Origin of the sequence: Staphylococcus carnosus, assembly GCF_900458435.1 — a bacterium.
Lineage (GTDB): Bacteria > Bacillota > Bacilli > Staphylococcales > Staphylococcaceae > Staphylococcus > Staphylococcus carnosus.
Genome location: NZ_UHCT01000001.1, coordinates 976,882 through 1,002,902, shown reverse-complemented (window position 1 = coordinate 1,002,902; position 26,021 = coordinate 976,882). Strand labels below are relative to the sequence as shown.

The following is a 26,021-nucleotide window of genomic DNA, read 5'->3' as shown; positions in this document are numbered from 1 at the left end:
TTTAATATGGACATTTTAAATGGTATTTTTAAATTTTTCGCTTTTATCTTTGAACAAATCGGTAACATTGCTAAATACAATCCTTGTGTTGGATATTTCGATGAACCAGAAGTACCTAGCGAATTATTAGACGAACAAAAATAAGTTTTTTCTTATTTAGAAAGTGTGAAAAAACATGGAACTTTTAAATGGCTCATTTATAACAATTTTTCAAGGAGTTATGCTTTTTATAATTGCAAAAATAATTTTAAACATGAAATATGCAGCTAAAGATTTATTATATATCTTGCTTATCATTTTAAGTGGTAGTATCTGTTACTACTTCTTTAATCGTTTTGCATTATTTATAGTAATATTAGCTGCTATTTTCTATTTTTATAAAAAAGTGAAACTCTATTCTTTTCTGACTATAATTGGAAGCATATTAATTCTATATCTAAGTAGTATGGCTAGCCTGTTGATGTTTTTATTATTTGATATACGCAGCTTCAATATAATTATAGTTAATTTAGTTTATGTATTAATATTTGCATCTGTATCAATAGTTTGTTCATTATTTCTGAGATACCTAATTAAAATTTTAAGACAATCTTATTTGTCGACAAATAAGATCTACATAACGATTGTAGCGTTATTTTTATTCTTTACATTTATAATACTTTTTAGTTTTATGCCATCAAGCATTGATAAATCAAGTACATTCAAACTTGTAATTGTAGTATATGTAGCCTTTATCTTAGCAATAGTTATATTAGTTATTGTTATTTCTATTTCAGTACTGCGAGAAATGCGCTATAAACGACAAATGCAGGAAATTGATCATTATTATAAATACACATTACGTATCGAAAAGATAAATAATGATATGCGTAAGTTTCGACATGATTACATCAACATTTTATTATCTATGTCAGAATATATTCGTGATGATGACATGCCCGGTTTGAAGTCTTATTTTGATTAGAATATTGTTCCTTTAAAAGACAGTATCCAAACCAATTCATTCAAAATCAATGGTATTGAACGTCTGAAAATACGAGAACTCAAAGGTTTATTAACAACTAAGATTATTCAAGCTCAAGAAAATAAAATTCGAGTAAGCGTTGAAGTGCCTGATGAAATCGACCATATTTCAATAAATATGATTGATTTATCCAGAATGGTGGGCATTATTTTAGATAATGCTATTGAAGCTTCATTGGAAATTGAAGACCCGCTCATTCAAATCGGTTTTATGAAAGAAGAAAATTCTGTGGTTATCATTATTATGAATAAGTGCGCAAAAGATATACCAAAAGTACACGAACTTTTCCAAGAAAGTTTTTCAACTAAAGGTAATAATAGAGGCCTTGGCCTTTCTACATTAAAAGAAATATCCGAAAGTAAAGATAATGTCTTGCTGGATACAGTGATTGAAAATCATTACTTTATACAAAAATTAGAGATCATCAATACCAATCGTAAGGAGTGAGGCTATGAAAATTATTATTTGTGAAGACGACCAGCAACAACGCGCACATATCGAAGAAATTATCAATAACTATACAATGATTGAAGAAAAGCCATTAGAAATTGCTCTCTCAACTAATGATCCATATGAAGTAATTGAATACGCTAAAAATACAAATGACATTTGTTGTTACTTCTTAGATATTCAACTTGACGCAGATATAAATGGGATTAAACTCGGTAGTGAGTTACGTAAATTTGATACGGTTGGGAATATTGTTTTTGTGACAAGTTATAGCGAATTGACTTACTTAACTTTTGTTTATAAAGTAGCAGCAATGGATTTTATCTTTAAAGATGATCCTAGCGAAATGAAATCACGGATTATTGATTGCATTGAAACAGCACTTACACGTTTGCAGCTATTATCTAAAGAAAGCAACGTTGAAACAATCGAACTTAAAAGAGGCAGTAATTCTGTCTATGTTAATTACGATGATGTAATGTTTTTCGAATCATCCACTAAATCTCATAGATTGATTGCACATTTAGATAATCGTCAAATTGAGTTTTATGGAAGTTTGAAAGAACTCAGTAATATTGATGAACGCTTCTTCCGTTGTCACAACAGCTTTGTAATCAACCTCAATAATATCGAAGAAGTGATTTCAAAAGAACGTGAAATTCACTTTAAAAACGGCGAACATTGCTATGTCTCTGTCCGTAACCTTAAAAAAATATAAATTAAAATGCCTACTAAGTACAAATCGTCACTTAGTAGGCATTTTGTTATAGCTCCAAATCAAAGATTGAATTCAAATTATATTTTGTAAACTTCAAATAGACTTGGCCGGATTCAGTTGCTGTACGAATACCTGTACTATCTTTTGCAGGGAAAATTCGTGAAGACATAACGCGTTCTCCATCATTACAAAAGATTTCTATACTTGATGAATCTACAAATATTCGAAGCTGCTCAAGCGGTTTTGCCAGTTGTACAGAACATTTAGTTCCAAAATCACCTTGAGGTAATGCCCCGCTTTCACTACAATCCAATGTTACTAGTCTAGAATGCGTATTATAAGTAATAAGTGTCGCATTATTTCTAGATGTACGTAATTCAAAATATATTTCAGTCGCTTCATTTTCTAGAATATCAATACACATTTCAAACTGCTCCCCTTCATAAGGATGCAGCTGTCTCATGAATTTATTAGCATAACCTAAGGCTGTTTCTTCATTATATCTCAACGTTTCATACGCTTTATATGGACGCTGATATAACTTCCCTTGTTCAATAGATAATGTTCTAGGAAGTGATAGACATGGTGCCAAATCAGCTTGATTAAGTAGTTCAATATCTCCTTGTGCTTCAAGCAATCCCATTAAAACGATCTCACCTGTGTTATCCACAAAAGTTTGAGGTGATGTGAAGCCGAATCCTTCATCCAATAATTTAAAATCACCATGATTCATATGAAAATTATTAAAATCTAAATGTCCTAGTAAAAAACCAGCTTGAGTTGAGCCTTCTTCATGTTGTGCAGTAAACATCAAGATATCATATCCATTTAAAGTAAAATAATCAGGTGAAGTCCACACATTTCCAAAATCTGTCAGTTGTGTTTTAATGGGTTTTACATATTGCCAATTCAATGGATTGTCCGCATGATAAACTAAAATTCTGCCTTGCATCTCTTCAGTTTGTGCACCAAATAATGCATAGTATTGACCATTCTTTTCAAAAACACTAGGATCTTGCAAGCTCGGCAAAAAGTTTTCTGGCGGATTTTCTACAACAGGTTTAGGGTATTTATTCGCTTGGTGATGATTGTTGATAAAAGCTAATAACTGATACGGAAACAATAACTTTTCACGGCTCAGTCCAAGTCCTGTATAAAGAAAATGCAAATTATTTTGATAAACGAAAGTACTTCCACCTTTAATACCATAATTATCATATTGTGAATCTGGTTTTAATACACTGCCGTCTGTATTAAAATGTACCAAATCTGATGATTCATATTGATAACCATAACTTAGCCCCTGCTTTGAATAAAAAGGATACCATTCATGTGAAATATAATATTTCCCTTTATAGAAAATCATGCCATTTGGTTTCCCTGCTGCACCAAATGGGGGTTGGAGATGAAAAGTTTGAGTATATAATGATTGACTGACTTGCTGCTTCATTTCTGACAACATTTCAGTTGATGTTTGTTCTATGCGTTGATACGCTGCTTCATTTGACCATGGTTGCATGAAGGTAACCCCCTATTTCTATCATTAATCGTTATTATCAATATTTTATCATATTTTTTTGTCACCATATATCTCATTTTATGACCTAAAACAAATTATATTTACCAAAAAATGAATTAAAGTTCAAAGCATAAAAAAACTCCTCTTGCAATTAATATCATTCTTTATTATTATAAAACTTACTAACATTATCGGAAAAGAGGGAATTTTAATGATCTGGATGATTTTAAGCGGTCTTATTGTTGGCGGCTTGCTTGGTTTTGTAATGCAGCGAACTCGGTTTTGCTTAGCAGGCGGATTTCGTGATATGTATGTTCAAAAAAACAATAAAATGTTTTATGCCTTATTAATTGCTATTTCTGTACAAGCTATCGGCTTATTAGCATTTACTGCTATTATCGGAAAACCTTTAGATAACGGGACTTTCCCTATAGTAGGCACAGTAATCGGTTCATTTATTTTTGGTGTAGGCATTGTACTCGCAGGCGGTTGTGCCACTGGTACGTACTACAGAGCTGGAGAAGGATTAATAGGAAGTTGGCTTGCTTTAATTTCTTATGCTATCTTCTCAGCTATTACAAAAGCAGGTTTGCTTAAACCTGTGATGGAAAAATTGAATTCAAAAACGAATGTTAATGCAGATATGTCTACGAGCACAGGAATTCCTGCATGGATATTTGTAATCGGACTCGTAGCAGTTACAGGTTATCTTGTTGTAAGAACATTACGCAAACCTAAACCTAAAATTGCAATTCCAAAGTTAAAACAACGTTATACAGGGATTCGTCATTTCTTCTTCGAGAAGAAATTCCATCCTTTTGTTGCAGCAATCGCAGTAGGTTTAATCGCATTACTTGCTTGGCCAATGAGTTATTCAACAGGCCGAGAAGGAGGACTTGGTATTACTACCCCTTCTTCAAATCTAGTACAGTTTATTTTATCTGGTAAAACATCATTTTTAGATTGGGGCGTATTCTTAGTTCTCGGTATCTTTATCGGATCTTATATTGCTGCAAAAGGCTCTAGAGAATTCGCTTGGAGACTACCTGATAAAAAGACACTTCGTAATAGTGTTATCGGCGGTGCTTTTATGGGATTTGGTGCCTCAGTAGCTGGTGGTTGTTCAATCGGAAACGGTTTAGTTGCAACAGCAGCACTTTCATGGCAAGGTTGGATTGCTTTAGCCGCTATGATTTTGGGTACAAGATTTATGAGTTACTTCTTATTTGTAAAACCTATGAAAGCAATGCAAAAATCATCTAAACAAAACGCAGCACGTCCAGCTGCACAATCATAATTTCAAAATAATTAAGGGGCGTTTATATGTTATATGAATTGGGAACAGTAGGTATGGTATGTCCTTTTCCATTAATTGAAGCACAGAAAAAAATGGAAACGTTAAATATCGGTGATGAACTAAAAATCGACTTTGACTGCACGCAAGCAACAGAAGCTATTCCAAACTGGGCTGCAGAAAAAAATTATCCAGTTACTAATTATGAACAAATCGGCGATGCATCTTGGACAATTACAGTTCAAAAAGCATAACTTAAGCAATTAGAAAAAGCGTTCCAAACCTGAATTTGGAACGCTTTTTTTAATTGCTGTTTCGAAGATTGTTCATAAAGAATAAAAGCGATTGCAGCTCAATACCTAGATCAATCTGATGAACAGAGACATCGTCTGGTACATTAATTCGCGTTGGTGTAAAATTCAAAATACCTTTCACGCCGCTATCCACAATTTGATCTGCAGCTTCTTGGGCTGCACTTCCTGGAGTTGTTAAAATAACTACATCCAATTCTGCACTTTTCAAAATTGATTGCAAGTCTTCCATTTTATTTACGATGACTTTACCAACTTTTGTACCGACGATATCATCACGAATATCAAAAGCTTCGGTAATAACCATTTCATCATGGATAGAAAAATTATATGAAAGCAATGCTTTACCTAAATTCCCCACTCCGACCAAACCGATTTTAATCGTATCGCTCTCGCTGATTTTGCTTTTGAAAAATTCTAACAAACTTTCGACATTATAGCCGTAACCTTTCTTACCTAATTCTCCAAAATAAGAAAAGTCTCTTCTAATTGAAGCAGAATCAATATCTAACGCTTCACTGATTGTTTTAGAATTAACTCGGTCAATTCCTTTTTCGTGAAGCTGATTGACAAGTCTGTAATAAAGCGGCAAACGTTTTAAGGTCGCACGAGGAATATTATTTTTTTGATTACTCAATTTGTTTACCCCCACATCTTCAAAACTATTATGTCTGAACAAGTTCTAATCTCTCATGTAAATACTGTAATAGACTTTGTTGATTGTGAAAAATATGAAGTTCAGAAAAAAATACTCTTTGCAGTTCTTAGCCTTTTTCTTTTGAGGATATTACCATGTTCAAATAGTTTTTAATTTATATTGCAACTACATTAATCTTCTTAAATTAAAGGATTAAAGCATTTTTATTAACTAAGTATACCTTATACACCTCTAAAAATAAATAACTGTAAAAGTAACTTTCTATGAACAATTCAAACGTTAATAACGCAGATTATAGTTGATATTCTCCAGCTATTATCAGTGATGTAGTTACTATTATACGTTTAAATATATAATTTGAACACATGATTTTGTAACAAATTTAATACAATTGAATATTTATTGTCTGTTTTGATGTAAAACGATTCTTATTTTCAATGAAGGAAATTCATGATATTTAATAGGCATAACCACTATTTCCACTTATAATGGAAAGTAAGTCATTATATAGAGCGATAAGAAAGGAGGTCTACGAGCCAGTTTTAACTTAACAGTCTGACTCGTAAACATACGACATGATTTTATTACAACTCAACAATGTCTCTAAATCTTTCGATGGCGAAGAAATCTTTAATGATGTTCACTTCGAAGTAAAGAGCCATGAAAAAATAGGTATCGTCGGTCGAAATGGTGCCGGCAAGTCTACTTTAATGAAAATTATAGCTGGAGTCGATGGATATGATGAAGGCAATATTTCTAAAATCAAAAATTTAAAAGTCGGGTATCTGACACAACAAATGACACTAGATACAAACCACACTGTATGGGAAGAAATGTCAAAACCCTTTGCTAAATTAAAACAAATGGAAGCAGATATGCAAGCAGAAACTGCTTGGTTAGCTGAACATGCAGATGAATATGAAACAGAAACATTTAAAACACATATGTCTAAATACGAAACACTTTCCAATCAGTTTGAGCGATTAGAAGGTTATCAATACGAAAGTAAAATTAAAACTGTATTGCATGGTTTGGACTTTTCAGAAGACGATTTCCATCGTCCCGTCAACGATTTCAGCGGCGGACAAAAAACACGCCTCTCACTAGCTCAAATGCTATTAAGTGAGCCAGATTTATTATTACTGGATGAACCGACCAACCACTTAGACATGGAAACGACACAATGGCTAGAAGATTATCTAAACTATTTTAAAGGTGCAATCGTAATTATCAGCCATGACCGCTTCTTCCTCGATAAAACGGTAAATCAGATTTATGATGTCGCTCTAGGTGCTGTTCAACATTACGTCGGCAACTACAGCAAATTCATCACGCAACGCGACCAATATTATGAAAAGCGTATGCAAGAATACGAACGTCAACAAGCTGAGATAAAACGTCTTGAAACCTTCGTAGAAAAAAATATTACACGTGCCTCTACAAGCGGTATGGCCAAAAGTCGCCGAAAAGTATTAGAAAAAATCGAACGTATTGATAAACCGATGTTAGATGCCAGAAGTGCAAATATTCAATTTGATTTCGACCGCAATACTGGTAATGATGTATACCATATTCGCAACTTAGAAATCGGCTATCATGATCAACCCGTTACTTCCCCTATTACACTTGAAGTTTCTAAAGGTGATCATATTGCAGTGATTGGCCCGAATGGTATTGGCAAATCTACTTTTATTAAAACCATTGCAGAACGCATTCCTAAAATAAACGGTGAGATTACCCACGGTGCTAATTTACGTGTCGGTTATTATGACCAAAAACAAGCAGAATTCAAATCGAACAAGACGATCTTAGATTATGTTTGGGACCAATATCCGACTATGCCAGAAAAAGACGTACGTGCTGTATTAGGACGTTTCTTATTTGTTCAAGATGATGTGAAGAAAATCATTAATGATTTATCTGGTGGCGAAAAAGCACGTTTGCAGCTGGCACTCTTAATGTTAGAACGCAATAATGTACTTATTTTAGATGAACCGACTAACCACTTAGATATTGATTCTAAAGAAATGTTAGAGCAAGCATTGCAACACTTTGAAGGTACCTTAATCTTTGTATCACATGACAGATATTTTATTAACCAACTAGCTAATAAAATCTTCGATATGGATGAAACAGGCGGTACGATTTATGCTGGAGATTATCAATACTATCTTGATAAAACAGAAGAAAAAGCTGCATTGCAAGCTAAAGCTGAAGCAGAACAAGCTGAAGAAAAAGCACAAATTTCGACTTCAAATTCTTATTCAGATCAAAAAGCGCAAAAGCGAGAGCAGCGTCAAATCGAACGTCAAATTGAAAATTGCGAAGCAGAAATCGAAGCATGCGAACAAAAAATCGCAGATATTAATGAACAGCTGACACAACCTGAAATTTTCAGTGATCCTGAAAAAGCTGGAGAATTAGCTGATGAAAAAAACAACACCGAACAGCAACTAGAACAAATTATGATACGTTGGGAAGAATTACAAGAAAAAATAATATAATCCATAAATATTACAGAGGTGCTGAAATGAGAATTACATTTCACACCTCTTTTATTACAAAAATTTAACAATTTTATACACACATCAAACCCCACCACATCAGCTATCCACAAAGTTATCCTAGTTATCCACAAGTAATAAGCAACTCTTTTCTCTCCTATTCACATGAAAAACTACTGCTATACACAACAATATCCACACTTATCCACAATTTATACACCGATTGTTGATAAGTACGCACGTTCGCTATTGACAATTATTAATATTGTATTAAGTTGATTAAAAATGTAAACATACAAAAAAAGAGACGCTAACTCTTGTTAACATCTCTCTTATTGATATTCCATTTATTCCTTCTCAACTGAAAAATCTTCAATATCTAGACTGCTATGACCGTTCAAGTGCATATCACTTCGCATACCTGCTTCATACATATAATGGCCTGCTGCCCCAATCATTGCTGCATTATCAGTACATAATTTCGGACTCGGTATTGATAACTTGATATCATGTTCAGCACACGCTTTTTTCAATTCTTGACGCAGACCTTTATTGCTTGCGACACCGCCTGCAACAATCAGCTGATGCACATTATAAGTTTCGCAAGCCTTAATTGCTTTACCGACTAATACTTCTACAACACTATTTTGAAAACTTGTCGCGACATTTTCAGGAATAATAGCTTCATTTTTTTGTTTTAAATTATGCAACTTATTAATGACCGCACTTTTCAAGCCGCTGAAACTGAAATCAAAACTGTCTTGTTCTAACCATACACGCGGAAAATCATAAGTGTCTTCACCTTCAGCTGCTAATTTATCGACTTGCGGACCGCCTGGATAAGACAAGCCGATTGTACGTGCGACTTTATCGTACGCTTCACCTACAGCATCATCACGTGTTTCTCCAATTACTTCAAAACTCAAATGGTCTTTCATATAAACTAATTCTGTATGTCCACCTGATACAATTAATGCCATTAAAGGAAATTCAAAAGGTTCTTCTAAATTATTGGCATATATGTGACCTGCAATATGATGAACTGGTACTAGCGGTTTGTCATATGCAAAAGCTAATGCTTTTGCTGCATTAATACCGATTAATAATGCACCGATTAAACCAGGACCTTCTGTTACTGCCACAGCGTCAATTTCTTCCATAGATGTATCAGCTGTATTTAATGCTTCTTCAATTGTTGTCGTAATACCTTCCACATGATGGCGGCTTGCAACTTCAGGTACCACTCCGCCAAAACGTTTATGGCTTTCAATTTGACTTAAAACAGTGTTACTTAAGATTTCTTTACCATTTTTAATTACACTGGCACTGGTTTCATCACAACTTGATTCTATAGCTAATATTAATGTATCTTTACTCATTTTAAATCCACCCACATCACGAGTGCATCCTCACCTTCTCCATAATAATTCTTACGTTTACCGCCATAATTAAATCCTAAATTTTCATAAACATGACGTGCCGCACCATTTTCAACTCTCACTTCTAAACTCATCACATCACAAGTTTGACGTGCATAACTCATCGCATATTTTACAATCAGTTGACCCAGACCATAACCTCTCATAGATTCTGTGATTGCAACGGTCGTAATTTGCGCTTGATCTACAACTGTCCACATTCCAATATAACCGATTATTTCTTTTTCAAATTCCATGACAAAATATCGTGCAAATTTATTGCGTTCTACCTCATGATAAAACGCATCAATTGTCCATGAACTGTCATTAAAACACATACGTTCTAGATCAAAGACTTTCGGTACGTCTTCTAATGACATCAGACGAATATTTAAATCATCTAAGACTTCTGGTTGTTCAACCAATTGCGTTCTGCCTCCGACAATTTTAAATAATCTGGTTTGAATGTGTGGATGTTTTCAGGTTGATTGATCAGTGATTTCATCTTATGTGCTTGCGGTAGTGTTATAATAACTTTTCCATCTAACAACGGCTCTACTTTTTCTAAATCATTCCCAACGAAAACATAATCTTGTTCGCTCTCATTTAGATACATATTTAAATCTTCAATTGTCATATATTGATCATCTAATACACTTTCTAATTGGCCTTCAGTATATCGATATACACCTGTATAAACCGCTTCACGTCTTGCATCCATTACAGGCGCTATTAATAAACCTTCTTTTATATCAGGCATCACTGCGGCTAACGCTGCTAATGAAGAAACACCGTATAAATCAGTTTGAAGTGCGTAAGCTAAAGTTTTCGCTGTTGTCACGCCGATACGTAATCCTGTGTAAGAACCAGGCCCTTTAGCTGTAATAATGGCATCAATATCTTTTTTATCTATATTTGCTTCTTGCAAAATATTTTGTATTGCAGGCATCAATTGAATAGAATGATTGCGTTTTAAATTCGTTGTATGTTCAATTAGAACATTATCATCTTGCATCACAGCAAGCGACATCGGTTTATTCGATGTATCCAGCAGCAAGTAATTCACGTTCTACTTCCTCCTTCAATTTATCATATCGTTTTCCATTTGCTTCTAATGAAATGATACGTGTAGTTTCATCTTGTGCTTCTATCGAAATACGTAAAGCATCTTCAGGCAGAAAATCAGAAATAAATTCGCTCCATTCAATGACTGTTAAGGCATGGTCATTAAAGTACTCTTCAAATCCTAAATCTTCTTCAGCGTCTTCTAAACGATAACAATCCATATGATGAAACTTCATATTTGTACCTTTGTAAGATTTAATAATATTAAACGTAGGAGAATTAATTGTACGTTTTACCCCCAAGTGCTTACCGATAAATTGACTTAAAGTCGTTTTACCTGCACCTAGATTGCCGTCCAATAAAATTAAATCTCCTGGTTCTACATACTTTGCTAAGATTTCAGCAAAATGATTCATTTGATCAATAGTGTTGATTTTAATCATTTTAAATCTCCTATAAATCTGTGTAATACAGAAAATTTTTATCTTCTATATTGTAACACGCTATGCAACTTTCACTGAAAAATAAAACCCATTTCTGCACAGCATTAAATATCTTATTCCAAAGTGCTATAAATAAAAAAATCGAACTAATTTTAAAAAAATTCTAATAAATGTATTGACATCACCCGCGCTATGTAGTAAATTGAATTTATCAAATTTTTAGACAATTCAATTTAATGATATAAACCATTCGAAAGGAGATAATTAAAATGACTAACACCACAACTGCAAACACTCTACCGACAACAACAAATATTTTAGTCATTTTAATTATTTGCTAGGACTCGAACTTTAGTAATTGTATCTACTAAATGTTTAAGTCCTATTTCCGATTGAATGGGACTTTTGAACGTTCCAATTCTTGTTGGGACGTTTTTTTATTTGAATTTACGGGGGGAATATTTGTGAGAAGCGATCAAATCAAAAAAGGAGATCAACAAGCTCCGGCTAGAAGTTTACTTCATGCCACAGGACAAATTAAAGAACCGACAGATATGAATAAACCATTCGTTGCAATTTGCAACTCTTATATCGATATCGTTCCAGGACATGTTCATCTCAGAGAATTAGCAAATATTGCTAAGGAAGCCATTAGAGAAGCGGGTGCTATCCCCTTCGAATTCAATACTATCGGCGTAGATGACGGTATCGCTATGGGACACATTGGAATGCGTTACTCATTACCATCAAGAGAAATCATTGCTGATGCAGCAGAAACAGTTATCAATGCACACTGGTTCGATGGTGTATTCTACATTCCGAACTGTGATAAGATCACACCCGGCATGTTAATGGCAGCAGTAAGAACCAATGTTCCAGCAATCTTTTGCTCAGGCGGACCGATGAAAGCTGGTTTATCTGCACAAGGTAAAGCACTCACACTTTCATCTATGTTCGAAGCTGTCGGTGCATTTAAAGGCGGTTCAATGACCCAAGAGGAATTCTTAGATATGGAACAAAATGCCTGCCCTACTTGCGGTTCATGTGCTGGAATGTTCACAGCGAACTCAATGAACTGTTTAATGGAAGTACTCGGCTTAGCATTACCATATAACGGTACTGCACTTGCTGTCTCAGACCAAAGAAGAGAAATGATCAGACAAGCTGCTTTCCAATTAGTTGAAAATATTAAAAATGATTTAAAACCTCGAGACATTGTAACAAAAGAAGCTTTAGATGATGCGTTCGCATTAGATATGGCAATGGGCGGTTCAACAAACACTGTACTTCATACATTAGCGATTGCGAATGAAGCAGGTGTTGATTACGATTTAAAACGAATTAATGAAATCGCTAAACGTACACCATATCTTTCTAAGATTGCACCAAGTTCTTCATATTCAATGCACGATGTACATGAAGCTGGCGGTGTACCTGCTATTATCAATGAGTTAATGAAAAAAGAAGGTACATTACATCCAGATAGAGTTACTGTTACAGGTAAAACACTTCGAGAAAATAATGAAGGCAAAGAAATTCAAAACGAAGATGTTATTCATCCATTAGATAACCCTTACGACAAAGAAGGCGGATTATCAATTCTATACGGCAACTTAGCTCCTAATGGTGCAGTTATCAAAGTCGGCGGTGTAGATCCAGAAATCAAAACATTCAAAGGAAAAGCAATTTGTTTTGATTCTCACGATGAAGCTGTTGAAGCCATCGATAATCATACAGTAAGAGAAGGTCACGTGGTTGTCATTCGTTATGAAGGACCTAAAGGCGGACCAGGCATGCCAGAGATGCTTGCCCCTACTTCTTCTATCGTCGGCAGAGGTCTCGGAAAAGATGTAGCTCTTATCACTGATGGCCGCTTCTCAGGTGCGACACGCGGTATCGCAGTCGGCCATGTATCACCAGAAGCTGCCTCAGGCGGACCAATCGGTTTAATCCACGACGGTGATGAAATTACTATCGACTTAACAAATAGAACATTAGACGTTGAAGTTTCAGATGAAGTATTAGAACAACGCAAATCAGAACGTAAACCATTTAAAGCAAAAGTTAAAACAGGTTATCTTGCACGTTATACAGCTCTAGTGACAAGTGCTAACACAGGCGGCGTAATGAAAGTACCTGAATATTTAATCGAGGAGTGAAGTATTATGTCTAACCCACAAATGACTGAACACGAAAATCATACAACTGACACTCAAGCAGACCGACTGACGGCAGAAACAAAGCCCACTGAAAGAAGCGGTTCAGAATTACTAGTAGAAGCACTAGTCAAAGAAGGTACTGAACAAATCTTCGGTTACCCTGGCGGTGCAGTGCTTCCATTATATGACACATTTTATGACGGTAAAATCAGACATATCTTAGCAAGACATGAGCAAGGTGCCGTACATGCAGCAGAAGGTTATGCCAGAGTTTCTGGCAAACCTGGTGTTGTAGTTGTAACAAGCGGCCCAGGTTCAACAAACGTTATTACTGGTATTGCAGATGCATACAGTGACTCATTACCGCTTGTAGTCTTTACAGGACAAGTTGCAACACCTGGAATTGGTAAAGATGCTTTCCAAGAAGCAGACTTATTATCGATGACAACACCAATCACAAAGCATAATTTCCAAGTTAAACATCCTGATGAAATCCCAAGTGTTGTACATCAAGCCTTTCACATTGCAAATACAGGACGTAAGGGTCCTGTAGTCATCGACTTCCCTAAAGATGTAGGTATCTTAAAATCTGAAGTCGATGTGACAGATGAACTTGATTTACCAGGATATCACTTAGCAGATGCACCAGAACCATCAGATATTGATTATGTATTAGCTAAGTTGAAAGATGCTAAAAAACCAGTATTATTAGTAGGCGCTGGTGTAAGACATTCACAATCTGGACCGCAATTGACTGAGTTTGCTGAAAGACATCAGATTCCAGTAGTTACTACTTTACATGGTTTAGGTACAATTCCTTATGAAAATCCCCTCTTCTTAGGTATGGGAGGTATGCATGGTTCATATGCAGCTAACATGGCACTTTCAGATTGTGACTTGCTTATCAATTTAGGCAGTCGTTTTGATGATAGATTAGCAAGTAATCCAGAAGAATTTGCTAAGCATGCGACAGTTGTACATGTTGATATCGATGCTTCAGAAATCGATAAGATTATCAAAACTGATTTAGGCATTGTTGCTGATTGCAAACTTGTACTTGAATCACTATTAAATGAAAGTAATCATTATACAGATCACGAAAATTGGGTTGAATATTGTTTGAACAATAAAAAAGATCATCCATTCGCTTATACAGATGAAGAAGCAGATGTTTTCAACAAACCACAAAGAGCGATTGAATATATCGGCGAAATTACAAATGGTGATGCGATTGTTACGACTGATGTGGGTCAACATCAAATGTGGGCTGCACAATTCTACCCTTTCAAAGACCACAATCAATTCGTTACAAGCGGTGGATTAGGAACAATGGGCTTCGGTATTCCATCAGCAATCGGTGCAAAACTTGCATCGCCAGATAAAACAGTTGTTTGTTTCGTGGGTGATGGCGGATTCCAAATGACTAACCAAGAAATGGCAATTCTGAATGAATACGGTTTAGATATCAAGATTGTTTTAATCAATAACGGCACACTCGGTATGGTTAAACAATGGCAAGATAAATTTTTCAACCAACGTTTTTCACATTCAGTGTTCAACGGTCAACCGGACTTCCAAAAATTATCTGAAGCTTATGGAGTTAAAGGTTTCTTAATTGAAGATCCTGCTCAATTGGAATCAGAACTTGATAACGCATTTGCATATGAAGGTCCAGCTCTAATTGAAGTTAGAATCTCACCAAAAGAACCTGTTTTACCAATGGTGCCTAGCGGCAAAGCAAATCATGAAATGGAGGGTGTACTATGAGACGCACATTTAAAACACAAGTATTAGATAAATCAGGTACTTTAAACCGTTTAACAAGTACATTTTTACGCAGACAATTCAATATTGTAACGTTAAGTGTTACGCCAAGTACAACCCCAGGTATTTCAGATTTAACTTTTGTAGCTGAGCTTGACGAAGCGGATCAAGTCCAATCATTGATTCGCCACCTGGAAAAACAAGTGAATGTTTTAACTGTACAAGATATCACAGATACAAGCACTTACAGCGTAGAATTATTATTAGTAAAAGTTGCAACACCTTCTGAAGATGAAACTTTACACGAATTTATCCAACAAAGTGATGCGCTAGTTTCAGTATTGAAAGAAGAAGATGGTTTCACTTACTTGCAAGCAGCCGGTAGTGAAACTGCTTTAAATCAATTGCTTGAACAACTATCATCATTAGAGATCAAACAAGTTTCTCGAACAGGAACAGCAGCTTTACTATAATTTGAAAATTCTAAATATTTTAAAATCAAAACAACGAAAATTTGGAGGAATTTATTATGACAACAGTTTATTATGACGAAACAGTAAAAGAAGATGCTTTAAAAGGTAAAAAAATTGCAGTAGTTGGTTATGGTTCTCAAGGCCATGCTCATGCACAAAACTTAAAAGACAATGGTTATGACGTTGTAATCGGTATCCGCCCAGGTAATTCTTTCGATAAAGCTAAAAAAGACGGCTTTGATGTATATCCAGTTGATGAAGCAGTGAAACAAGCTGATGTAGTAATGGTATTATTACCTGATGAAATCCAAGGTAAAGTATATGAAGAAGAAATCGCACCAAACTTAGAAGCTGGCAACGCTTTAGCTTTTGCACATGGCTTCAACATCCACTTTGATGTTATCCAACCACCTGAAGATGTTGATGTATTCTTAGTTGCCCCTAAAGGACCAGGACATTTAGTAAGACGTACATTTACTGAAGGAAGCTCAGTACCTGCCCTATTCGGTGTAGAACAAGATGCTTCTGGCAATGCTTTCAACTTAGCTTTAAGTTATGCAAAAGGTATCGGAGCAACAAAAGCTGGGGTTATCGAAACTACATTTAAAGAAGAAACTGAAACTGATTTATTTGGTGAACAAGCTGTACTTTGCGGCGGTGTAACAAGATTAATCCAAAGTGGATTTGAAACATTAGTTGAAGCTGGTTACCAACCAGAATTAGCTTATTTTGAAGTATTACATGAAATGAAATTAATCGTTGATTTAATGTATGAAGGCGGAATGGAAACAATGCGTTATTCTATCTCAAATACAGCAGAATACGGCGATTATGTTTCTGGTCCACGTGTCATCACTGATGATGTTAAACAAAACATGAAAGCTGTCTTAGAAGATATCCAAAACGGTAAATTCGCAAACAGTTTCATTGAAGATAATAAAAATGGTTTCAAAGAGTTCTACAAATTGCGTGAAGAAGCACAAGATCATCAAATTCAAGAAGTTGGTAAAGAACTTCGTGAAATGATGCCTTTTGTTGAAAATAAAACTATTGAAAAATAATTGAAAAATCAGGAGGTTGATTATTATGAGTCATATTCAAGTATTTGATACAACACTAAGAGATGGTGAACAAACACCGGGGGTCAGCTTTTCATTTGATGAAAGGCTAACAATTGCAAAGCAATTAGAAAAATGGGGTGTCGATGTTATCGAAGCTGGTTTCCCTGCTTCAAGTCAAGGAAGCTTCGATTCTGTAAAAGCAATTTCAGAAACTTTAACAAAAACAGCTGTGGTCGGTTTAGCACGTTGTAAGAAAAGTGATATCGATGCAGTATATGAAGCAACGAAAGATGCTAAATATCCACAATTACATGTTTTTATTGCATCCAGCCCTATCCACTTAGAGCATAAACTTAAAATGACTCAAGAAGAGTTGCTAGAAAACATTACAGAAAATGTAAGTTACGGCAAATCTTTATTCGATGTAGTCCAATTTTCACCAGAAGATGCAACACGTACTGATTTAGACTTTTTAGTTAAATGTGTGCAAACAGCAGTAGATGCGGGCGCATCGATTATCAACATTCCTGATACTGTTGGATTTAGTTACCCTTCTGAATTTGGAAATATTTTTAAAGTGCTTATTGAAAATGTCAAATCTGATCATGAAGTCACTTATAGTGCTCATTGTCACGATGACTTGGGACTTGCTGTTGCAAATAGTATGGCAGCTATTGAAAATGGTGCAACGCGTATCGAAGGTGCAGTAAATGGTATTGGTGAACGTGCAGGTAACACAGCTTTGGAAGAAGTTGCACTTGGTCTTTATGTTCGACGTGATCATTATGGAATTGAAACAAATCTAAAATTAGATGAAACAAAAGCAACTTCTGATTTAGTAGCAAGCTTTGCAGGAATTCGAGTTCCACGCAACAAAGCAATTGTAGGACAAAATGCATTCAGTCATGAATCAGGTATCCATCAAGATGGATTCTTAAAACATCCTGAAACTTATGAAATTATGACACCGCAACTCGTTGGTATTAAATCATCAGAATTGCCACTTGGTAAATTGTCTGGTAAACATGCGTTTGCTGAAAAACTTAAACAATTAGGCTATGACATCACAGCCGAAAAACAAGTAGAATTGTTCAAACAATTTAAATCAATTGCTGATAAAAAGAAAAATGTTTCTGATCATGATGTACATGCACTTGTTCAAGGTCATTCACACGAAACTAATGCTGCTTATCAAGTTGAAACATTGCAATTACAATTTGTTTCTGAAGGTGTACAAAGTGCAGTTGTGGTTCTTAAAGACCACGAAGGTAAAGAATATCCTTCAGCAGCAATTGGAACTGGTTCAATCGTTGCAGTCTATAATGCAGTCGATCAGATTTTCAAAGCTCCTTCTGAATTATTGAATTACCAAATTACATCAGTAACAGAAGGTTCAGATGCACAAGCTCAAGTAAATGTTGAAATCCGTATCGATGGTAAAACATATTACGGTATTGGCGTTGACCATGACGTCTTGCTTGCATCATGTAAGGCATATGTAGAAGCCAATTCAAATCACCTAGCTGATACAGCAAGAAAGGACGGCGTTGTTTCATGACCTACCAAATAACAGCCCTCCCAGGTGATGGTATTGGTCCTGAAATTTTATCAGGCACTTTGCAAATACTTGAAAAATTAAGTAAGAAATACCATATTGACTATAACCTTGAGACTTATGATTTTGGAGGGGCCGCTATAGATAACTATGGCGACCCACTTCCAACTTCAACGCTTGAAGCATGTGAGAAATCAGATGCAATCCTTCTCGGTGCAATCGGCGGTCCGAAATGGAACGATCATCCGAAACGTCCAGAAGCTGGTTTGCTGGCTTTACGTAAGAATTTGGAACTTTATGCCAATTTGCGGCCAACTAAGGTTGTTGAAGGCGCAACTCGATTTTCTCCCTTGAAAGAAGAACGCGTTGCAGGTACTGACTTTGTTATTGTACGTGAATTAACTGGCGGACTTTATTTTGGCGAACCTAAAAAACTAGAGGAAAACCAAGCTATTGATTCATTAACCTATACAAAAGATGAAATTGAACGCATCGCTCATGCTGCCTTTCAATTAGCTGAAAACAGAAATAATAAATTAGCTTCTGTTGATAAAGAAAATGTATTAGCTTCAAGTAAGTTATGGAGACAAACGATAAATAAAGTATCTGAGAATTATCCAAATGTTGAGGTCGAACATTTATTGGTTGATGCATGCAGTATGCATTTAATCACGCGACCTACTCAATTCGATGTGATTGTTACAGAAAATTTATTTGGAGATATATTAAGTGATGAAGCGTCAGTAATACCTGGTTCTTTAGGTCTCTCCCCTTCAGTGAGTTATGGTCAAAAAGGAACTAAACTTTATGAACCTATTCATGGTTCAGCACCTGATATAGCTGGTAAAAACATAGCCAATCCAACAGGTATGGTGCTCTCATTAGCTATGTGTTTCCGCGAGACATTTAACCAAAATGAAGCAGCTGATGAATTAGAAAATATTGTTTATCAACTGATTAAAGACGGTATCACTACACCAGATTTGGGTGGTAAAGCAAGTACTGAAGATATATTCAATCAAATTTTACAACAACTTTAAAGGATGGTGATTAAGATGGGACAAACACTTTTCGACAAAATTTGGAATCGTCATGTGCTCACTGGTAAAGAAGGTGAACCGCAATTATTATATATCGATCTTCATCTTATTCATGAAGTCACTTCACCTCAAGCCTTTGAAGGTCTTAGAATTCAAAAACGACCATTACGCCGTCCTGACTTAACTTTCGCAACGATTGATCATAATGTTCCAACTGAAGATATTTTCAATATCAGAGATGAGATTGCAGCAACGCAAATTAAAACTTTGCAAAATAATTGTGCTGAATTTGATGTAAAACTATTTGATAATGGTACAGATCAACAAGGTATCGTACATATGGTCGGTCCAGAAATGGGATTAACACAACCTGGCAAAACGATTGTATGCGGTGACTCCCATACTGCAACACATGGTGCGTTCGGCGCTATTGCATTCGGTATCGGTACTAGTGAAGTTGAGCATGTCTTTGCTACGCAATCATTATGGCAAACAAAGCCTAAAAATCTATTGATTGATATTAATGGTAAATTGCCTCAAGGTGTTTATGCTAAGGATATTATTTTACATTTAATCAATCAATATGGTGTTGATTTCGGGACTGGATATGCATTAGAATTCGGTGGCTCTACAATGCGTAATCTTTCAATGGATGAAAGAATGACGATTTGCAACATGGCCATTGAAGCTGGTGCAAAATATGGGCTCGTTCAACCTGATGAAACAACTTTGGAATATGTAAAAGATAGACCTTATGCTGATTTGACACCAGAAAAATTGGAATACTGGAAAACACTTTATAGTGATGAAGATGCACAATTTGATTGTGTCATCGAATTAGATGTTACTCAACTTGAACCTCAAGTAACTTGGGGAACAAGCCCAGAAATGGGCGTAAGTTTCAGCACCCCTTTCCCTGCTATTGAAAATATAAATGATGAACGTGCTTATCAATATATGGGACTAAAACCAGGTGAAAAAGCAGAAGATATTGAACTTGGTTACGTCTTTTTAGGTTCATGTACAAATGCACGTCTATCAGACTTAGTTGAAGCAAGTAAATTTGTAAAAGGACATCAAGTACACCCGAATATTACTGCAATTGTCGTACCTGGTTCAAGAAGTGTAAAACATCAAGCTGAAGCATTGGGTATTGATAAAATATTTAAAGATGCAGGCTTCCAATGGAGAGAACCTGGTTGTTCAATGTGTCTAGGTATGAATCCAGACCAAGTACCTGCTGGAGTACATTGTGCTTCAACAAGTAACCGTAACTTCGAAGGAAGACAAGGTAAAGGTGCACGCACACACTTAGTTTCCCCTGCTATGGCAGCAGCTGCAGCAATTGAAGGACGCTTTATAGATGTCAGAAATTGGGAGGCGGTCATTAATGCTTAAGATTGAACCCATTACACAATTTGAAGGAAAAGTTGGAGTATTGTTTAATGACAACATTGATACTGACCAAATCATACCTAAAGTACATTTAAAAGGCGTTTCTAAAACAGGCTTAGGCCCTTTTGCCTTTGATGAATGGCGTTATTTAGAAGATGGCAGTGAAAATCCTGATTTTGAATTAAATCAACCGCAATATCGTGGTGCATCAATTTTAATTACTGGTGATAATTTTGGATGTGGTTCAAGCCGTGAACATGCAGCTTGGGCACTTAAGGACTATGGTATTCAAATTATCATTGCCGGTAGTTTCAGTGATATTTTTTATATGAACTGTACTAAAAATGCGATTCTTCCAATTGCATTAGATCGAAAAGAACGAGAATATCTATCTGAATTTAAAGAACTGAAAATAGATTTACCGAATCAAAAAGTAATAACACCAGATAAAGAAATTCATTTTGATATTGATTCTACTTGGAAAAATAAACTTGTCCAAGGGTTAGATGATATTGCAGTTACGTTGCAATATGATGATGAAATCAAAAAATACGAAGAATCATATCAATAAATATAAGGAGTGAGCGGAATGACTGTACAAACTGCTGTATCAGCCAAAGAAATAGAAGATGCTTTTTTAACATTGCAGCCGATTGTAAAACAAACACCTTTAGAAAGAGATCATTATTTATCTTTAAAATATGATTGTAATGTTTATTTGAAAAGAGAAGACTTACAATGGGTAAGATCTTTTAAATTGAGAGGCGCTTATAACGCAATTGAAGCATTGACAGATAATGAAAAAGCAAAAGGAATTACATGTGCAAGTGCAGGAAACCATGCACAGGGAGTTGCATTTACAGCAAAAAAACTTAATTTAAATGCTGTTATCTTTATGCCTGTCACTACCCCTCTACAAAAAATCAATCAAGTAAAATTTTTCGGTGGAGATAACGTAGAAATTATTCTAGTCGGTGATACATTCGATGATTGTTTAAAAGAAGCTTTAGAATATACTGATGAGCATAAAATGAACTTCATTGATCCCTTTGATAATGTCAATACTATTGCCGGACAAGGCACAATAGCTGCTGAAATTTTAGATCAAGCCGAAGAAGAAAATTTAGATATAGATTATCTATATGCTGCAATCGGCGGTGGTGGTTTAATTTCTGGAGTAGGCACATACTTCAAATCTGAATCACCTAGTACTAAAATCGTAGGTGTAGAACCACTTGGTGCAGCAAGTATGTTTACTTCTGTTGTATTAGAAAAACAACGTGTTAAATTACCTGAAATTGATAAATTTGTGGATGGTGCTTCTGTTGCACAAGTTGGCAGAATTACTTATGATATCGCACAACAAGTTGTAGATGATTATTTACAAATTGATGAAGGTGCTGTTTGTTCCACAATTTTAGATATGTATTCTAAACAAGCTATCATTGCAGAACCTGCAGGTGCTTTAAGTGTCGCTGCTTTAGAAGCGCACAAAGATGAAATCAAAGGTAAAACAGTAGTTTGTATAATTAGCGGCGGTAATAATGATATCAACCGTATGAAAGAAATCGAAGAAAGATCACTTTTATATGAAAAAATGAAACATTACTTTATCTTTAATTTCCCTCAAAGACCAGGTGCTTTGAAAGAATTTGTTAATGATGTTTTAGGACCAAATGATGATATTACCAAGTTTGAATATCTTAAAAAGTCATCACAAAATACAGGTACAGTAATTATTGGAATACAGTTAAAAAATCATAATGACCTCCCTAGATTGAAAGAAAAAGTTCAAGAATTTGATCCATCAAACATTTATATTAATGATAATAAAATGCTATACTCCTTGCTTATTTAACTGAAAACACATATTAAACAACAAAGCTGGATATCTTATACTATATTTTTGTAGTGTAAGATATCCAGCTTTCTAATTTTAGTGGAAAAATGAGCAATAAAAAAAAACCTCGAACTCGAGATCTCAATGCGGCTCATCGCATCCATAAATATATAACTTACGATTATACATTCAAAACTAGATAGTAAGTAATTATCAATTCAACCAATCAAAACTTGAAATTGGATTAAGTCTTCGATCGATTAGTATTCGTCAGCTCCACATATCGCTATGCTTCCACCCCGAACCTATTAACCTCATCATCTTTGAGGGATCTTATAACCGAAGTTGGGAAGTCTCATCTTGAGGGGGGCTTCATGCTTAGATGCTTTCAGCACTTATCCCGTCCATACATAGCTACCCAGCTATGCCGTTGGCACGACAACTGGTACACCAGAGGTATGTCCATCCCGGTCCTCTCGTACTAAGGACAGCTCCTCTCAAACTTCCTGCGCCCACGACGGATAGGGACCGAACTGTCTCACGACGTTCTGAACCCAGCTCGCGTACCGCTTTAATGGGCGAACAGCCCAACCCTTGGGACCGACTACAGCCCCAGGATGCGATGAGCCGACATCGAGGTGCCAAACCTCCCCGTCGATGTGAACTCTTGGGGGAGATAAGCCTGTTATCCCCGGGGTAGCTTTTATCCGTTGAGCGATGGCCCTTCCATGCGGAACCACCGGATCACTAAGTCCGTCTTTCGACCCTGCTCGACTTGTAAGTCTCGCAGTCAAGCTCCCTTATGCCTTTACACTCTATGAATGATTTCCAACCATTCTGAGGGAACCTTTGAGCGCCTCCGTTACACTTTAGGAGGCGACCGCCCCAGTCAAACTGCCCGCCTGACACTGTCTCCCGCCATGATAAATGGCGCGGGTTAGAAATCCAACACAGCTAGGGTAGTATCCCACCAACGCCTCCACGTAAGCTGGCGCTCACGTTTCTAAGGCTCCTACCTATCCTGTACAAGCTGTGCCGAATTTCAATATCAGGCTACAGTAAAGCTCCACGGGGTCTTTCCGTCCTGTCGCGGGTAACCTGCATCTTCACAGGTACTATGATTTCACCGAGTCTCTCGTTGAGACAGTGCCCAAATCGTTACGCCTTTCGTGCGGGTCGGAACTTACCCGACAAGGAATTTCGCTACCTTAGGACCGTTATAGTTACGGCCGCCGTTTACTGGGGCTTCGATTCGTAGCTTCGCAGAAGCTAACCACTCCTCTTAACCTTCCAGCACCGGGCAGGCGTCAGCCCCTATACATCACCTTACGGTTTAGCAGAGACCTGTGTTTTTGATAAACAGTCGCTTGGGCCTATTCACTGCGGCTCTTCAGAGCGTGAACCCTAAAGAGCACCCCTTCTCCCGAAGTTACGGGGTCATTTTGCCGAGTTCCTTAACGAGAGTTCTCTCGCTCACCTTAGAATTCTCATCTTGACTACCTGTGTCGGTTTGCGGTACGGGCGCCAAATCACTAGCTAGAGGCTTTTCTCGACAGTGTGAAATCAACGACTCGAGGAAAACATGTTTCCTCTCCCCATCACAGCTTGACCTTGAGAATAGCGGATTTGCCTACTATTCAGTCTCACTGCTTGGACGTGCACTCCAACAGCACGCTTCGCCTATCCTACTGTGTCCCCCCCATCGCTTAAAACGATCCTTGGCGGTACAGGAATATCAACCTGTTATCCATCGCCTACGCCTGTCGGCCTCGGCTTAGGACCCGACTAACCCAGAGCGGACGAGCCTTCCTCTGGAAACCTTAGTCAATCGGTGGATGGGATTCTCACCCATCTTTCGCTACTCACACCGGCATTCTCACTTCTAAGCGCTCCACATGTCCTTGCGATCATGCTTCGACGCCCTTAGAACGCTCTCCTACCACTGTCCGAAGGACAGTCCACAGCTTCGGTAATATGTTTAGCCCCGGTACATTTTCGGCGCAGTGTCACTCGACTAGTGAGCTATTACGCACTCTTTAAATGATGGCTGCTTCTAAGCCAACATCCTAGTTGTCTGGGCAATACCACATCCTTTGCCACTTAACATATATTTTGGGACCTTAGCTGGTGGTCTGGGCTGTTTCCCTTTCGAACATGGACCTTATCACCCACGTTCTGACTCCCAAGTTAAATTGATTGGCATTCGGAGTTTGTCTGAATTCGGTAACCCGAGAAGGGCCCCTCGTCCAAACAGTGCTCTACCTCCAACAATCATCACTTGAGGCTAGCCCTAAAGCTATTTCGGAGAGAACCAGCTATCTCCAGGTTCGATTGGAATTTCTCCGCTACCCTCAGTTCATCCGCTCACTTTTCAACGTAAGTCGGTTCGGTCCTCCATTCAGTGTTACCTGAACTTCAACCTGACCAAGGGTAGATCACCTGGTTTCGGGTCTACGACCAAATACTCAACGCCCTATTCAGACTCGCTTTCGCTGCGGCTCCGCATTCGCTGCTTAACCTTGCATCAGATCGTAACTCGCCGGTTCATTCTACAAAAGGCACGCCATCACCCATTAACGGGATCTGACTACTTGTAAGCACACGGTTTCAAGTTCTCTTTCACTCCCCTTCCGGGGTACTTTTCACCTTTCCCTCACGGTACTGGTTCACTATCGGTCACTAGAGAGTATTTAGCCTTGGGAGATGGTCCTCCCGGATTCCGACGGAATTCCACGTGCTCCGTCGTACTCAGGATCCACTCAGGAGAGAACCGACTTTCGACTACAGGACTTTTACCTTCTCTGGTCCAACTTTCCAGTACGGTTCGTCTAATCGATTCTTTTGTAACTCCATATAGAGTGTCCTACAACCCCAATGAGCAAGCTCATTGGTTTGGGCTCTTCCCGTTTCGCTCGCCGCTACTCAGGGAATCGAGTTTTCTTTCTCTTCCTGCGGGTACTAAGATGTTTCAGTTCTCCGCGTCTGCCTTCAGACATGCTATGTATTCACATGTCGATAACACAACATAACTTGTGCTGGGTTCCCCCATTCGGAAATCTCTGGATCAACGCTTACTTACAGCTACCCAAAGCATATCGTCGTTAGTAACGTCCTTCATCAGCTTCTAGTGCCAAGGCATCCACCGTGCGCCCTTAATAACTTAATCACGTTATTAATTATGTGAGTAATCTTCTTTGCCATCGGCAAATCGATTACTAGCGATTCATTTAAATGAATAAAGCTTTTAAAACTCTAATTCACTCGGTTTTGCTTGGTAAAATCTATTTATTACTTACTTATCTAGTTTTCAAGGTACAATCATGAATACTC

20 protein-coding genes, 1 rRNA gene and 1 pseudogene are annotated in these 26,021 nt (G+C 36.9%); 15 read left to right on the top strand and 7 right to left on the bottom strand.

What is annotated here, in order from left to right:
* The first annotated feature begins 6 nt into the window (after positions 1-6).
* From agrD to agrA, 3 genes and pseudogenes are all read left to right on the top strand, one after another.
* The gene (agrD, locus tag DYE31_RS04640) at positions 7-144 is read left to right on the top strand and encodes a cyclic lactone autoinducer peptide AgrD (RefSeq protein ID WP_015900791.1); all 138 of its coding nucleotides are present in this window, start codon (positions 7-9) and stop codon (positions 142-144) included.
* A gap of 31 nt (positions 145-175) precedes the next feature.
* A pseudogene (gene agrC, locus DYE31_RS04635) lies at positions 176-1,471 on the top strand (quorum-sensing sensor histidine kinase AgrC).
* Between the two features lie 4 nt (positions 1,472-1,475).
* Positions 1,476-2,192, top strand: coding sequence for a quorum-sensing response regulator AgrA (gene agrA, locus DYE31_RS04630; protein WP_015900794.1), 717 nt, complete (start codon positions 1,476-1,478; stop codon positions 2,190-2,192).
* Between the two features lie 46 nt (positions 2,193-2,238).
* On the opposite strand, the gene DYE31_RS04625 is transcribed toward agrA, so the two are convergent.
* Positions 2,239-3,711 carry a GH32 C-terminal domain-containing protein gene (locus DYE31_RS04625; protein WP_015900795.1) on the bottom strand — a complete coding sequence of 491 codons (1,473 nt, stop codon included), beginning with the start codon at positions 3,709-3,711 and terminating at the stop codon, positions 2,239-2,241.
* 211 nt (positions 3,712-3,922) lie between these two features.
* On the opposite strand from DYE31_RS04625, the gene DYE31_RS04620 reads away from it, so the two are divergent.
* Both DYE31_RS04620 and DYE31_RS04615 read left to right on the top strand, forming a co-directional pair.
* Complete coding sequence (locus DYE31_RS04620; RefSeq protein WP_015900796.1) at positions 3,923-5,008, top strand: YeeE/YedE family protein; 1,086 nt, start codon at positions 3,923-3,925, stop codon at positions 5,006-5,008.
* A gap of 26 nt (positions 5,009-5,034) precedes the next feature.
* Positions 5,035-5,259, top strand: a complete 225-nt coding sequence (locus DYE31_RS04615) for a sulfurtransferase TusA family protein (RefSeq protein WP_015900797.1) — start codon at positions 5,035-5,037, stop codon at positions 5,257-5,259.
* Positions 5,260-5,308: 49 nt separating this feature from the next.
* Here DYE31_RS04615 and DYE31_RS04610 read toward each other — a convergent pair whose 3' ends face one another.
* The gene (locus tag DYE31_RS04610; protein ID WP_015900798.1) at positions 5,309-5,953 is read right to left on the bottom strand and encodes a redox-sensing transcriptional repressor Rex; all 645 of its coding nucleotides are present in this window, start codon (positions 5,951-5,953) and stop codon (positions 5,309-5,311) included.
* Positions 5,954-6,549: 596 nt separating this feature from the next.
* Here DYE31_RS04610 and DYE31_RS04605 point away from each other — a divergent pair.
* Positions 6,550-8,478: an ABC-F family ATP-binding cassette domain-containing protein gene (locus DYE31_RS04605; protein ID WP_015900799.1), complete on the top strand. Its 1,929-nt coding sequence runs from the start codon at positions 6,550-6,552 to the stop codon at positions 8,476-8,478.
* 347 nt (positions 8,479-8,825) lie between these two features.
* On the opposite strand, the gene tsaD is transcribed toward DYE31_RS04605, so the two are convergent.
* Genes tsaD through tsaE form a run of 4 tightly spaced genes read right to left on the bottom strand, consistent with a single transcriptional unit; the run spans position 8,826 to position 11,404 of the window.
* Positions 8,826-9,857 (bottom strand): tRNA (adenosine(37)-N6)-threonylcarbamoyltransferase complex transferase subunit TsaD, encoded by a 1,032-nt coding sequence (gene tsaD, locus DYE31_RS04600; RefSeq protein ID WP_015900800.1) that lies wholly within the window; start codon positions 9,855-9,857, stop codon positions 8,826-8,828.
* Positions 9,854-10,321 carry a ribosomal protein S18-alanine N-acetyltransferase gene (rimI, locus tag DYE31_RS04595; RefSeq protein ID WP_015900801.1) on the bottom strand — a complete coding sequence of 156 codons (468 nt, stop codon included), beginning with the start codon at positions 10,319-10,321 and terminating at the stop codon, positions 9,854-9,856. Before rimI ends, tsaD begins: the two co-directional genes overlap by 4 nt.
* Positions 10,297-10,962, bottom strand: coding sequence for a tRNA (adenosine(37)-N6)-threonylcarbamoyltransferase complex dimerization subunit type 1 TsaB (tsaB, locus tag DYE31_RS04590; RefSeq protein WP_041612999.1), 666 nt, complete (start codon positions 10,960-10,962; stop codon positions 10,297-10,299). The genes rimI and tsaB overlap by 25 nt, the downstream gene beginning before the upstream one ends.
* On the bottom strand, positions 10,931-11,404 hold the full coding sequence (gene tsaE, locus DYE31_RS04585) for a tRNA (adenosine(37)-N6)-threonylcarbamoyltransferase complex ATPase subunit type 1 TsaE (protein WP_015900803.1): 474 nt from the start codon (positions 11,402-11,404) through the stop codon (positions 10,931-10,933). The genes tsaB and tsaE overlap by 32 nt, the downstream gene beginning before the upstream one ends.
* A 464-nt stretch (positions 11,405-11,868) precedes the next feature.
* Here tsaE and ilvD point away from each other — a divergent pair, with 464 nt between their 5' ends.
* The 9 genes from ilvD to ilvA are packed head-to-tail and all read left to right on the top strand — an operon-like array spanning position 11,869 to position 22,709.
* Complete coding sequence (gene ilvD, locus DYE31_RS04580; protein WP_015900804.1) at positions 11,869-13,563, top strand: dihydroxy-acid dehydratase; 1,695 nt, start codon at positions 11,869-11,871, stop codon at positions 13,561-13,563.
* Positions 13,564-13,569: 6 nt separating this feature from the next.
* Entirely contained in the window at positions 13,570-15,330 is a 1,761-nt protein-coding gene (gene ilvB / locus DYE31_RS04575; protein ID WP_015900805.1) for a biosynthetic-type acetolactate synthase large subunit, read from the top strand.
* Positions 15,327-15,800, top strand: a complete 474-nt coding sequence (gene ilvN / locus DYE31_RS04570; RefSeq protein ID WP_015900806.1) for an acetolactate synthase small subunit — start codon at positions 15,327-15,329, stop codon at positions 15,798-15,800. Before ilvB ends, ilvN begins: the two co-directional genes overlap by 4 nt.
* 56 nt (positions 15,801-15,856) lie before the next feature.
* Positions 15,857-16,861, top strand: a complete 1,005-nt coding sequence (ilvC, locus tag DYE31_RS04565) for a ketol-acid reductoisomerase (RefSeq protein ID WP_015900807.1) — start codon at positions 15,857-15,859, stop codon at positions 16,859-16,861.
* Positions 16,862-16,883: 22 nt separating this feature from the next.
* Complete coding sequence (locus DYE31_RS04560; protein ID WP_041613124.1) at positions 16,884-18,419, top strand: 2-isopropylmalate synthase; 1,536 nt, start codon at positions 16,884-16,886, stop codon at positions 18,417-18,419.
* Complete coding sequence (leuB, locus tag DYE31_RS04555; protein ID WP_015900809.1) at positions 18,416-19,456, top strand: 3-isopropylmalate dehydrogenase; 1,041 nt, start codon at positions 18,416-18,418, stop codon at positions 19,454-19,456. Before DYE31_RS04560 ends, leuB begins: the two co-directional genes overlap by 4 nt.
* A 15-nt stretch (positions 19,457-19,471) precedes the next feature.
* A complete protein-coding gene (gene leuC / locus DYE31_RS04550; protein ID WP_015900810.1) occupies positions 19,472-20,854 on the top strand; it encodes a 3-isopropylmalate dehydratase large subunit in 1,383 nt (460 codons plus the stop codon).
* A complete protein-coding gene (gene leuD / locus DYE31_RS04545) occupies positions 20,847-21,422 on the top strand; it encodes a 3-isopropylmalate dehydratase small subunit (RefSeq protein ID WP_015900811.1) in 576 nt (191 codons plus the stop codon). The genes leuC and leuD overlap by 8 nt, the downstream gene beginning before the upstream one ends.
* An 18-nt stretch (positions 21,423-21,440) precedes the next feature.
* On the top strand, positions 21,441-22,709 hold the full coding sequence (ilvA, locus tag DYE31_RS04540; protein WP_015900812.1) for a threonine ammonia-lyase IlvA: 1,269 nt from the start codon (positions 21,441-21,443) through the stop codon (positions 22,707-22,709).
* Between the two features lie 222 nt (positions 22,710-22,931).
* Here ilvA and DYE31_RS04535 read toward each other — a convergent pair.
* Positions 22,932-25,857, bottom strand: a 23S ribosomal RNA gene (locus DYE31_RS04535).
* Positions 25,858-26,021: the final 164 nt, after the last annotated feature.

Excerpts from the sequence above, each read along its gene's own strand:
- agrD (WP_015900791.1), top strand. The coding sequence starts at position 7 with ATGGACATTTTAAATGGTATTTTTAAATTTTTCGCTTTTATCTTTGAA.
- agrA (WP_015900794.1), top strand. The coding sequence starts at position 1,476 with ATGAAAATTATTATTTGTGAAGACGACCAGCAACAACGCGCACATATC.
- DYE31_RS04625 (WP_015900795.1), bottom strand. The coding sequence starts at position 3,711 with ATGCAACCATGGTCAAATGAAGCAGCGTATCAACGCATAGAACAAACA.
- DYE31_RS04620 (WP_015900796.1), top strand. The coding sequence starts at position 3,923 with ATGATCTGGATGATTTTAAGCGGTCTTATTGTTGGCGGCTTGCTTGGT.
- DYE31_RS04615 (WP_015900797.1), top strand. The coding sequence starts at position 5,035 with ATGTTATATGAATTGGGAACAGTAGGTATGGTATGTCCTTTTCCATTA.
- DYE31_RS04605 (WP_015900799.1), top strand. The coding sequence starts at position 6,550 with ATGATTTTATTACAACTCAACAATGTCTCTAAATCTTTCGATGGCGAA.
- tsaD (WP_015900800.1), bottom strand. The coding sequence starts at position 9,857 with ATGAGTAAAGATACATTAATATTAGCTATAGAATCAAGTTGTGATGAA.
- tsaE (WP_015900803.1), bottom strand. The coding sequence starts at position 11,404 with ATGATTAAAATCAACACTATTGATCAAATGAATCATTTTGCTGAAATC.
- ilvB (WP_015900805.1), top strand. The coding sequence starts at position 13,570 with ATGTCTAACCCACAAATGACTGAACACGAAAATCATACAACTGACACT.
- ilvN (WP_015900806.1), top strand. The coding sequence starts at position 15,327 with ATGAGACGCACATTTAAAACACAAGTATTAGATAAATCAGGTACTTTA.
- ilvC (WP_015900807.1), top strand. The coding sequence starts at position 15,857 with ATGACAACAGTTTATTATGACGAAACAGTAAAAGAAGATGCTTTAAAA.
- leuB (WP_015900809.1), top strand. The coding sequence starts at position 18,416 with ATGACCTACCAAATAACAGCCCTCCCAGGTGATGGTATTGGTCCTGAA.
- leuC (WP_015900810.1), top strand. The coding sequence starts at position 19,472 with ATGGGACAAACACTTTTCGACAAAATTTGGAATCGTCATGTGCTCACT.
- leuD (WP_015900811.1), top strand. The coding sequence starts at position 20,847 with ATGCTTAAGATTGAACCCATTACACAATTTGAAGGAAAAGTTGGAGTA.
- ilvA (WP_015900812.1), top strand. The coding sequence starts at position 21,441 with ATGACTGTACAAACTGCTGTATCAGCCAAAGAAATAGAAGATGCTTTT.